The sequence below is a fragment of the Zobellia russellii genome, from assembly GCF_044597075.1.
GTDB classification, from domain to species: Bacteria; Bacteroidota; Bacteroidia; order Flavobacteriales; family Flavobacteriaceae; genus Zobellia; species Zobellia russellii.
This window is the reverse complement of sequence record NZ_CP139000.1, coordinates 1,521,105-1,534,582: the sequence shown is the minus strand read 5'-3', so window position 1 is coordinate 1,534,582 and position 13,478 is coordinate 1,521,105. Positions and strand designations below refer to the sequence as shown.

The following is a 13,478-nucleotide window of genomic DNA, read 5'->3' as shown; positions in this document are numbered from 1 at the left end:
CGTTTTTGAAAATAGTGTCATATACAAAATGTGCTATTTGACATACAGTGTGCCCTTACTAGACAACAATTAATGGCATAAGCTAAGGTTTGCAAATATATTTGATAATATTAACTTTACATATGTAGTCTTTTACTTACTTTTATAGTAAACCATATATATTTACACTAACCGCCACGTTATGAATTTTTCAATCAAAAGTAGCGTCTTTACATTGATAGTTGTGCTATTCTATGCTATTAAGGCAGATGCTCAAATCAGTAGTAATCGATACACGGTAAACCTCACACCTCAAAGTTTAGCTACCTGTGGGGGAGTCAATAATTCTCTTGAAGAAGTATTTATAAGAGGAGAAAATGGGAGCTGTAACGATTTTAGCATCACTTTTGATTTGCCTCCTGGCGTAGAGTATGTCTCAGGTACAGCAAGTATAACTTCTCAGGTAAATTCATCTGGGGACCCCATAGTTGCAAATCAATATTCTATAGGAGAAGGCGGTACGCCTTCTGATCCTGTTTTTACCATTTTGCGACCAAGTAACGCAAATTGGGATGTTGGCGATGAAGTAATTTTTACTTTTGAGCGTAGTGCTAATTGCGCCGCAGTAGTTCATTCAAATTCTGGCGGGCTGTTTAAAGACGCGCATACGATTAACTTTCAGGATGCAGGTGGTGCCAATTCAGACTCAGATACATTAGAAACCATATCTTCTTATCCCTTATTGGCTGCTTCTTTAAATATTTCGGCAATACCGACTGTTGATGCAAATGTTGGCGAATCATACACTAGAAATATTACACTAGCACAAGGTGGTAACGGATGTACGGAAACATTCACATACTATGTTGATTTGGGAGTAGATGTAGATGATGAATATACATTGTCTTATGCTGGTACGGAGTTAACCCCTTCATCAATTAATGGGCAGGTTTTGACCTATTTAATAGATTTAAATGCAGCACCTTTCGCAGGTGCTGTAGGTAATAATGACAATTGCTTTGACAATGGAGAGGTTATTATTTTTGAAGAAGCTTTTAGAGTTGATGATTGTTTGGATACCGCAATTATCCATAATACGTATTGGGGTTGTAATCCGGGTGAGATTTGCCAAGCTGCAGAACAGCAAACCGGTTCGTTAAATTTTGGCGCCAATGTACCTGATATAGCTATTTCAAAAGTTGGTTCTACTACACCGGATTTATGTGGTGCGGTTACCTACACTATTAGAATAGAAAATACGAACACCGCTGTAGGTTCTATGGCTTTAGACTTGGGTATTAATATTGGTAGTGGACATAATACATCTCCAGTTACTACTGCTGCTACTAACCCTCTTTGGGATTTTACCTATTTTGACACAAGAAGTGTTTCTAATTTTAGATTTGCTTCGGGTATTTCTTTTACACCAGAAGATAGACCAAGTACTATTTATCCGACTAGAGGGGATAATGGTACTTCAGTTTCTATACCGCCAAACTTTTTCAATTCTGATCCAGATGGACCGGGAGGTTTTGATGATTTGGATAATGACGGCTATTATGATGACTTACCACCAGGCGAAGCTACAGAACTATCTTTTGACTTTACGGTAACACCTAAAGATAATTGTGGTGTTGCAAGGTTTGATTATATGGGTTGGGAACATACTTATATAGATACCTATTTTAAAGATCAATGTAAGAGCGACCGTATTCCAGAACGTATTGATATTGGGTATTTCAATATTATTAGAGATTACCAAGATGTTACAGAAGTTGAAGCACCTACGGATATTGTAAACAATGAAGATTTTGTTGTGAGTATCGCCCCGGCATTTTATGCAGGTGGAGCAGGTTTACCTACTATAGACGGTACCGCTATGTTTTCTAATGATGCCTCTTCAGAATGGAGTATAACACTTACTGTGCCTACAGGTATGGCGTTGCAAACACCTTTACCGGCTGGTTTTACGCAAAGTGGTAACGAAGTAACGTATTCAACAACGGACATGTACGCAGGAAGATTCAAAGAATGGGTAGATTTTCCTATGACTTTCACATGTGGCCCCAATGGTATACAATCTATACCGTATACAACTAATTATACGGCCACAAGTTCAGCTGGTGTTTGTTGGTCTCAAGATATTCATTGCGGTACTGTAAATATATATACACATTGCCCTGGTGGCTGTGTGGGTCCTGCAATTGAAGGTTTTAAAGCTCGAAGGCTTACTGCTGGTTGGACAGATGACACCATGACAACCAAAGTTGTTCTAGATGACAATACAGATGGTATTAAGAAATATTTAGCTGGTGATCAAATGAAGATTACCACTACGGCATCAATAAATAATATTTCATTAGATAACCTATATTTCGATTTGACATATGATACAGCTAGTGCTGCTGCAGGTGGTCCTGGTATTATAACTTTAGTTGATTCTAAAATTACCATCAATGATAATAGCGCAGGTACGTCTAATTCACGTACCCTTACTAATGCACCCGTCTTAACTACCAATAATTCAACTGAGCATATGCTTAGTTTTGATTTAAGCGATGAAAAAGACTTGATAAGTGCGGCTTATTTGTTTGAAGGCGATGCTACTGATAGGGATATTGTAGAACTTGAATTGACTTTTGAGTTCAGTAAAGATTTTCAAGATATTGCCTATTTTGAACTTACTAATTTAAGAGGTGAATTCTTTGCTTTTACTGATTACCCGGCAAACACGGCGCCTAATAGAGTAGGTTGTGATACTTGGGGAGACAGAGCATATTATTCAAGACCTAGAATATACGGTTCCAATCTTGCTCATGCAACTGATGGTTGTACCCCTTCAAATGGTATTATATTCTTTAGGCACCAAATGGCTCCTGATGACATGCATGGTGATGAATATAGACCATTGACCAATTGGACATCTACGGTAGTAGATATTCCAGAAGGTGCTAGATTTACGGGAAATGTAACGTCAATTCAGTTTCAAGGGGCTTATTCAACAACAACAGGAGAGTTTATAGCAACAGAAAGTGGAAATCAAATAACTATTACCCCTGGCCCTAATTTCAGAAATAGAGATCAAGGAGGTTCTATTATACCTAGATTTTACGTAGAGTTCATGGGTACTTGCGAGTCACCTGCATCTGCGCAGTATGATTTTACGGTCAATTATGATGATTTTGCTTATGCAACTCCGGTACCTTCAAGTTTCTCTTATACCAATACATTTAGCTATACGCAACCTAGCTTTCAAATTCAATCTCCATTACCTACAGTTAATGGTGATGCCTATACTGTAGATTTTGATACTAATATAGATAACAAAAGTCCAGATGATGTGGATTATAACTGGTTGCAGGTTACCTCTCCAGAGGGTCTTAATATAACAGGTGCATTCTCAGTAGCCGCAGGGGTTGAAACTCCGGTAAATTTCTATCAATCAGGAGATAAAACATGGATAGAGGCTGGTTCCATTGCAGCCGGATCTACAAAATCTATACGTTTTAAAGCTGACTTTGATGACTGTCAAGATCAAACTGTCCTAGTGGAACATGGTTGGGATTGTTCTGGTTATCCTGGGTATCCCGATACTAGTATAACCGTTTCAGATTTTCAGGCAGTTGGTGCAACTTGTTACCAGAACTCTACATCTATAACTTTAGAACCTAAAGGTTCACAGGTTCAAGTGGCCATTACTGACCAACCTAGCACGGCACAAGCTCTGTGTACACCATTTAATATAGGGGTTGATGTCATTAGCGCACAATTAGGGGATTTAATTAATCCGTCGTTGCAGTTTGCTATTCCTGGCGGGGACGGTGGTATAACTATAGTTAGTACAGATGTTACTTACCCCAAGGGTTCGCTTGATCCAGCAGATACTCAAGCGGTAACGGTTACTATAGAAAATGGTATTGCCAAAGTAAATTTATTGGAACATACCAATATCCTTGCCTTAAATGGTATTGCGGGTAATCCAGCGGAAAATTCAATAGATGAAAGAACGGCACATGTTGATCTTGAAATTCAATTGGAGTGTGATTTCATTTCAAATTCAGAATTTACTTTTAAGGTGTATGGGGAAGAACCATGTGGTGATCTCGCCGCGGGTAACGGTTCAAGAGTTGTATCAAATTCTATACAGGCACTAGGAGCTGTAGCTCCTTATAATGCCATAAGTAATATTAACTTACCTGGTTTTGGAGCACCAATTCAAGGTTGTGGTATTACTGATGAAATTAGTGTAGTAACTACAATAACAGGTGGCACAACGGGGAGTTCTGATTTTGGAAAAGTAACCTTAAGATCAGGCATTGAATATGTACCATCATCTTTTTCAAGTGCAGACGGTGCCTCATTTGTAAGTGTAGCAACTGTAGGAGACCATGAAGAACTCATTTTACAATATCCGGCCGGTGTAACTGCTGGTTCTACAATAAATTTCGACTTTAATTTTATAACCACCAACGAGGGTATTTGTGATGATTCGGCAGAAGTTCAGATAGTAAACTATGTTACAGTAAGCGGTATAACTTGCTCTACTACTAACTGTGCGGATTTTCAAGTAGCTACAGGTTCTTCCTATGAGGTAATGCCATTGGAAAAACCAATTTTGGTCGGCACGGCTAACGATAGTTTCTTTTCAGTAGATACGAGTAATAACTACGAATACCATTTATCTCTTGATATTGAGAACACGGCTCTTGTAGATGCGGACGCTGGTTATGCGTACAGTGTATACTGCGCAGATGTAAATGGTGATATTGATGGTGCCGCTATAGCTACTGGTACGGTATCCGAAGCAATCCCAAGTACATCAACAATTACAGATGAAATTGTGTTTACTACTTCTGGTGCCGCTTGTACTGGTACTAATTATATAGTAGAATTTTTACCTTCTAGCACCAACTGTCAATGTGAGGCTATCTTGGTTGAGGTTTCTGTGGCTTCAGGTGCGCCATTAGATTTAGATGATGATAATGATGGTATCCCTGATGTTATTGAAGTTTATAATGGAGATGCAGATGGTGACGGAATTTTAGATTACGAAGATCCTGATTTCTGTACAGCTAATTTTGATGGTGTAAACGGATGGGATTGTGCAACAATGGGCTTACCTGATCCAGATGATGATTTAGATGGAGACGGTACTCCAAATTACTATGATACGGATTTCCCAACTTGTGGCGGATTAAATGCCAATGGTGTATGTATCAATTTTGATACTGATGGCGATGGTATTCCAAATCAGTTGGACCTAGACTCTGATAATGATGGTATTACTGACCTTGTTGAGACCGGTTCTGGTAATATAGATGCGGATGGTGATGGTGTCATAGATATTCTTACAGATGTAGATAATGATGGTCTTGCAGATGTAGTAGATAATGATACTACGGACGGTCCAGAAGGTAGTGCGCCCTGTACTCCGCAAAATGGTTGTGTTCAAGTAAACTCTACATCAAATGTTTTTGATACAGATGGAGATGGGGCTACTGATGAAAGCGGTGATTTTGATGGAGACGGAATAATAAACGCCTACGATTTGGATAGTGATAATGACGGCATTCTAGATACGGTTGAAGCACAAACTACAAGTGGCTTTAATACACCAGGTGCTATAGATCCTTTAACAGGTATACCTGCAGTTGGTGCAGATACTGATGGTATAGACCCAATTGATACTGATGGTGATGGCAATCCGGATTACCTAGATTTAGATGCCGATAACGATGGTATTACAGATACTTTAGAAGCTGGAGGCGAAGACGCTGATGGTGATGGTGCGGTAGATGGTTTTGCGGATGCTGATGGTAACGGTGTTGCCGATAGTGTTGATGCTACGCCTTTACCGGATGAAGATTCCGATAACGACGGAGTTTTAGACCGTTTAGATTTAGATTCTGATAACGACGGAATTACGGATACTACCGAAGCTGGTGGTATAGATGGTGACAAGGACGGTATCATTGATACGTTCATGACCGATACCGATAATGACGGACTTGCGGATAGTGTTGACCCAGTTGGCCCTGCTACACCGGGAACGCCAATTCCAAACCCAGACACAGATAATGACGGATTGGATGATAGGTTGGATCTGGATTCTGAAAATGATGGTATTCCAGATGTAATTGAAGCTGGCGGTTCTGACCCTGATAACGATGGTAGAATCGGTACAGGTCCAATTGCAGATACAGACGGAGACGGACTTTCGGATATAGTAGATCCAAATGATAATACAACAGGTACACTAGACGATGGTCCAGGTACACCTTTACCAATCGATAATTTTGATGGAGACAGTGTTCCAAATCACTTAGACATAGATTCAGATAATGATGGTATTACAGATACTACAGAAGCTGGTGGTCTAGATGTTAATGGTGATGGTGTTGTAGATGGTTTTGATGATACCGCAACAACAGATGGTTGGGATGATGCTACCGCAGCATCTCCACTTCCAATTCCTAATTCAGATACTGCAGGCGGTCCAGATTACTTGGATATTGATGCGGATGATGATGGTATTCCAGATAACGTAGAAGCACAAACAACTGCTGGGTATATTGCCCCTGCAGATGCTGAAGCAGCTAACGGATTAGATACCAATTATCCTGTAGGGTTAACCCCTGAAGATACGGATGGTGATTTAGTGCCGGATTATTTGGATACGGATTCTGATGCCGATGGTGTTAGTGATGTTGAGGAAGCAGGTCAAGGTACAATGGTAGATCCTTTGGCCGATGCAGATGGAGATGGCTTAAACGATGCCTTTGATGATACCACTCCTGCATATGATGTAAACAATGATTTGGATACAGGTGCAGACGGCACGGATAATGTAGATGACCTAGACCCTACTGAAGTTGACTTTAGGTCCATATTAGATTCGGATAACGATGGTATTATGGATACGGTTGATATCGATGATGATAATGATGGAATCTTGGATACCGATGAAACAGGAGATACAGATGGTGATGGTATTCCAGATAGTATTGATTTAGATTCAGATAACGACGGTATTCCAGATTCAATAGAAGCTGGTGGTACAGATACAGATGGTGATGGTCATATAGACTACCCAATTGCTGGTGACCCAACTTCAATGACGGATACGAATAATGATGGTCTTGCAGATGAAATTGCAACGACTCCTTTACCAGATGAAGATTCAGATGGTGATGGTATAGAAGATAGAATAGATTTAGATTCTGACAATGATGGTATTCCAGATGTTACGGAAGCTGGTGGTCCAGATGCGGATAATGATGGTGTTATTGACACTTTCGCAACAGATACAGACCGTGATGGTTTAGCAGATAGTGTAGACCCAGTTGATGCAACTACTCCTGGTACACCTCTTGAAAACCCTGATACGGATGGTGACGGATTTGACGATAGAATAGATACGGATTCTGATAATGATGGTATTCCAGATGTAACAGAAGCTGGTGGTTCTGATCCAGATAATGATGGTGTTATTGGTACAGGTCCCATTGCCGATGCAGATGGTGACGGACTTTCAGATATTGCAGATACAGATGATAATACAACGCCTACGGCTACAGATGGTCCAGGTACGGCTTTACCAATAGATAATTTTGATGGTGATGCAAATCCTAACCACTTAGATATAGATGCCGATAATGATGGTATTCTAGATGTAGTTGAAAATGGGACAGGTGCTTTAGATACCAATAATGATGGAGCTATTGACAGTAACGATGATGTCTTTGCAGATGCAAATGATAATGGTCAAGCTGATGCTACAGAAGGTACAGCACCATTAAATACAGATACAACAGGTGGTGCAAACTACTTGGATATAGATGCAGACGATGATGGTATTCCAGATAATGTAGAAGCACAACCAACTGCAGCTTATGTTGCTCCAGATAATGCTTTTGATACTGAAGGTTTAGATACTCAATATTCAGGTGGTATTACACCAGAAGATACGGATGGCGATTTAATTCCCGATTATTTAGACCCAGATTCTGACGATGATGGTACACCGGATATTATTGAAGCCGGACAAGGAACTATGACTGATCCTTTAGCCGATGCTGATAATGACGGATTAAACGATGCCTTTGATGATACGCCCGGTACAGATGTAAAAAATGATTTGGATACAGGTGCAGAGGGTACGGATAACGAGGATGATTTGGATACTGACGAGGTAGATTTCAGGTCTATCCTAGACCGTGACCAGGATGGTATTATGGATATCGTTGATCTAGATGACGACAATGATGGAATTTCAGACTTAGATGAGTCAAACGGAATGGATCCGAGTGCCGATGATGATAATGATGGTATTGTAAACTATTTAGATGATGCTCCTGCTGACCCATTAATTGGTGATGTGAACGGAACGATAGAGCCAGCATTTGATTTTGATGGAGACGGTATTCCTAACCACTTCGATATCGATGCAGATAATGACGGTATATATGATGTATATGAAGCAGGTAATGATGCTTTAGACACCAACAATGATGGTGTTATTGACACTAACGATACCGGTTTTGCAGATTTAAATACAGATGGACAAGCAGATAGTTCCGAGGGAACAATTCCTTTAACTACAGATACTACGGGCAATGCAGATTTCTTGGATATAGATGCAGATGATGATGGTATTCCAGATAATGTGGAGGCACAGCCTACATCAGGTTATGTTGCTCCAGCTGATGCTTTTGATTTCAATGGTGTAGATACAAACTACCCTAACGGTTTAAGACCAGAGGATACAGATGGGGATTTAACTCCGGATTATATAGATTTTGATTCGGATGATGATGGAACTTCAGATGTTGTGGAGGCTGGTCAGGGAGCAATTACAAATGCTACGGCGGATACAGACGGAGACGGATTGAACGATGCCTTTGATGATACGCCTGGTTTAGATGTAAACAATGATTTGGATACGGGTGCTGACGGTACGGATAACGAAGATGACGTAGATCCAGCTGAGGTTGATTTCAGGTCTATTCTAGATCGTGACCAAGATGGTATTATGGATATTGTTGATTTGGATGATGACAATGACGGAATCCCTGATCTAGAGGAGTGTAGCGGAATGGGAAGTGTTTCCTTAATTCCCGATGGTGACTTTGGAGTAGCGGATACTGCTAACGACACGTACTTTAATGGAGCCGGTGATGGTGCGGGTAACCCGGACAATTACGATACCTACACGAAACCGATGCCAGCGGGCATTACAACCACGTATGGGAATGATGCACCTAGACCATCTGATGGCAACTATGCATTGGTCACGAACTCCGTAGGTCTTTCATATGTAGCAGGTGAACCTATTCCTAACTTTTGGTTAGATATAGAAGATTATACTACTGATGCTCCGGGCGAGTTGGGATACTTTGCTCTTTTTAACGCAGATGGTGCAGCAGGTCGTTTCTATGAACAGACAATAACAGATTTAACAGTAGGTGAAACCTATGAGTTTAAAACGGCAATTATCAACTTGTTCAACCCTGGGTATGCAGATAACGGTACGGAACAATTCTTAGGAAACACACCTATTGCACCAAATGTTTCAATGTTAGTGCTTAACAGTGGAGGTGCTGTGGTGGATCAGTTTAATTCAGGAGATATTCCTAACGATGGGGAATGGAAAGTAGTTTCATTGATTTTTACGGCTACGGAAACAAGTATGACTTTCGCTATAGATAATAATACAGGCGGAGGTATTGGAAACGATTTTGGAATTGATGGTATTTCTTTGACACAATCCTGTGATTTTGATGGAGACGGTATACCAAACCCGTTTGATCTAGATTCTGATAATGACGGAATTCTTGATATTGTTGAGGCTGGAGGAACCGATACGGATAATGATGGTCGTGTTGATGGCTTCACGGATGCTAATGATGATGGTCTAGATGACGATACGGCAGCAGACCCATTACCCTTACCAAATACGGATACAGCTGGAAATGCAAATTTCTTGGATATCGATGCAGATGATGATGGTATCCCGGATAATGTAGAGGCACAACCTACAATTGGTTATGTAGCTCCTGCGGATGCTTTCAATAGAGACGGTGTAGACACCAATTATCCAACAGGCCTGGTTCCTGAAGATACGGATGGTGATTTAACGCCAGATTATTTAGACTTGGATTCTGAAAATGACGGTATTTCCGATATGCTCGAAGCAGGTCAAGGTATCTTAACGGATCCTTTGGCAGATGCTGATGGAGACGGACTTAATGATGCTTTTGATGATACTCCGGGCAACGACGTAAACAACGACTTGAATACTGGTGCTGACGGCACGGATAATGTGGATGATGCGGACATGGCCGAGGTTGACTTCAGATCAATATTGGATTTTGACCAAGACGGTATTCCGGACACGATAGATTTAGATGATGACAATGACGGTATCTCAGATGTAGATGAGGCCAACGGAATCGACCCAAGTGCCGATGATGACAACGATGGTGTTCCTAACCATTCGGATGATGATCCAAGTAATCCTGCAATCGGAGATGTAAACGGAACAACGGAGCCAGCGTTCGATTTTGACGGTGACGGAATTCCTAACCACTTTGATATTGATGCAGATAATGATGGTATCGTAGATGTAGTGGAAGCGGGTAATGGCGACCTTGATACGAACAATGACGGAGTAATCGATAGTAATGATACTGGCTTTGCCGATGCGGACGATAACGGTCAAGCCGATAGTTCGGAAGGAACAACGCCACCAAATACAGATGGTACAGGTGAAGCTAACTTCTTGGATATTGATGCAGATGATGATGGTATTCCGGATAACGTAGAAGCACAACCAACCGATGCATACATAGTTCCAGCAGATGCTTTTGACGCAGCCGGATTGGATACGAACTATCCAAGTGGATTGGTTCCAGAAGATACTGATAATGATGGTACGCCTGATTACATCGATCCGGATTCAGATGCTGATGGTATTGATGATGTGTTGGAAGCAGGCCAAGGTACAATAGCAGATCCATTGGCTGATGCCGACGGAGACGGACTTAACGATGCTTTTGATGATACTCCTGGTTTAGATGTAAACAATGACTTGGATACTGGTGCGGAGGGTACGGATAACGAAGACGATGCCGATATGGCCGAGGTAGATTTCAGGTCAATGCTAGATACGGACCAAGATGGTATTCCAGATACGGTAGATTTAGATGATGATAATGATGGCATTTCGGATTTGGATGAAGCCAACGGAATCGACCCAAGTGCAGATGATGACAATGATGGTGTTCCAAACCATTCAGATGATGATCCTAACGATCCTACAATCGGAGATGTAAACGGAACAACGGAACCGGCATTTGATTTTGACGGTGATGGTATTCCTAACCACTTTGATATCGATGCTGATAATGATGGTATCGTAGATGTAGTGGAAGCCGGCAACGGTGCGCTTGATACGAATAATGATGGTGTTATTGATACCAACGATACTGGTTTTGCCGATGCAAACAATGATGGTCAAGCGGATAGTTCGGAAGGTACAACACCACCAAATACAGATGGTACAGGTGAGGCTAACTTCTTGGATATTGATGCAGATGATGACGGTATTCCGGATAATGTGGAAGCACAGCCAACTGATGCGTACATAGTTCCAGCGGATGCTTTTGATGCAACTGGATTGGATACAAATTATCCAGGGGGTATAGAGCCAGCAGATACAGATATGGATGGTACTCCTGATTATATTGATTCGGATTCAGATGCAGATGGCGTAAGTGATGCTTTAGAAGCAGGTCAAGGCACAATGACTGATCCATTGGCAGATGCTGACGGAGACGGTCTTAACGATGCCTACGATGATACTCCTGGTTTAGATGTAAACAATGATTTGGATACAGGTGCCATTGGCACGGATAACGAAGATGATGCGGATTTAACGCAAGTAGATTTTAGGGATATCTTAGATTTTGATCGCGATGGTATTCCTGATACATTCGATCTTGATGATGATAACGATGGTATTTCGGATTTGGATGAAGCCAACGGAACAGACCCTAGTGCAGATGATGATAATGATGGTGTTCCTAACCATTCTGATGATGATCCAAACAACCCTGCAATCGGAGATGTTAACGGAACAACGGAGCCAGCATTTGATTTTGACGGTGACGGAATCCCGAACCATTTTGATATCGATGCCGATAATGACGGTATTACAGATGTAGTGGAAGCCGGTAATGGCGCACTTGACACAAATGGTGATGGTGTAATTGACGCTGATGATGCTGGTTTTGCAGATGCAAATACTGACGGTCAAGCCGATAGTTCAGAAGGAACAGTACCACCAAATACAGATGGTACACGTGAAGCTAACTTTTTGGATATTGATGCAGATGATGATGGTATTCCGGATAACGTAGAAGCGCAACCTACCTTAGCGTATGTTGTTCCAGCAGATGCTTTTGATGAAGTAGGCTTGGATACCAACTACCCAGGTGGATTGGTGCCAGAAGATACGGACGGCGACGGAACTCCAGATTACTTAGACCTTGATTCTGAAGATGACGGTGTTCTAGATATTGATGAAGCTGGTCAAGGTACCTTTACAGGCGTTGATTCTGATTCAGACGGATTGGATGACGGTTTTGACGATACCCCAGGTTCAGATGTAAACAATGATTTGGATACAGGTGCAGATGGTACGGATAACGATGACGATGCTACAACTCCTGAAGTTAATTTCAGAGAAATTGGCGATAGTGATGGAGACGGAGTCCTTGATACTCAGGAGGAAGCAGACGGCACGGATAAGAATGACCCATGTGATTATGTAATTGAGAACGTTACCTTGGATTTCTCAGGTGATTACCTAGTTGCAGATTGTGATGGAGATGGTGTAATCAATGGTCAAGAGCTAGAAGATAATACCAATCCGGAAGACCCTTGTGATTACATAGAAAATAGTATTACCTTACAACAAGAAGGGGATTATCTTATATCTGATTGTGATGGAGACGGTCTAACCACTGCTCAGGAAGAAGCTATAGGTACAGATCCAGATGTTGCAGATACGGATGGCGATACTATTGTAGATGGTCAGGAAATAGTGGATGGAACAGACCCTCTTAACCCGTGTGACTCATTAAACGGCGTACCTACATTGGAAGCAGGTTGTGATCCGGAGTTAGTAGAAACAGGTGTTTCTGTTACCAATGAGATCATAACACCGGATAATGATGGAACCAATGATACATTTATAATTGATAATATAGAATCCTATCCAAATAATACCGTACAGATCTATAACCGCTGGGGTATTATCGTGTATGAGATGTCAGGTTATGACAACGGAGCTAATTCCTTTAGAGGTATTTCTAATGGAAGAGTAACAATTCAAACTGATTCTCAATTACCTGTAGGAGTGTATTTCTATATTATTAAATATGAAAACAAAGGTGATAATTTAAGCAAAGCAGGCTACCTATATATCAACAGATAAA

Annotated in this window: 1 protein-coding gene; it reads left to right on the top strand. The window is 41.2% G+C overall.

Going from position 1 to position 13,478, the window contains the following annotated elements:
- Positions 1–181: 181 nt before the first annotated feature.
- Positions 182–13,477: a gliding motility-associated C-terminal domain-containing protein gene (locus SJY45_RS06325; RefSeq protein ID WP_400073691.1), complete on the top strand. Its 13,296-nt coding sequence runs from the start codon at positions 182–184 to the stop codon at positions 13,475–13,477.
- Position 13,478 lies beyond the last annotated feature (1 nt).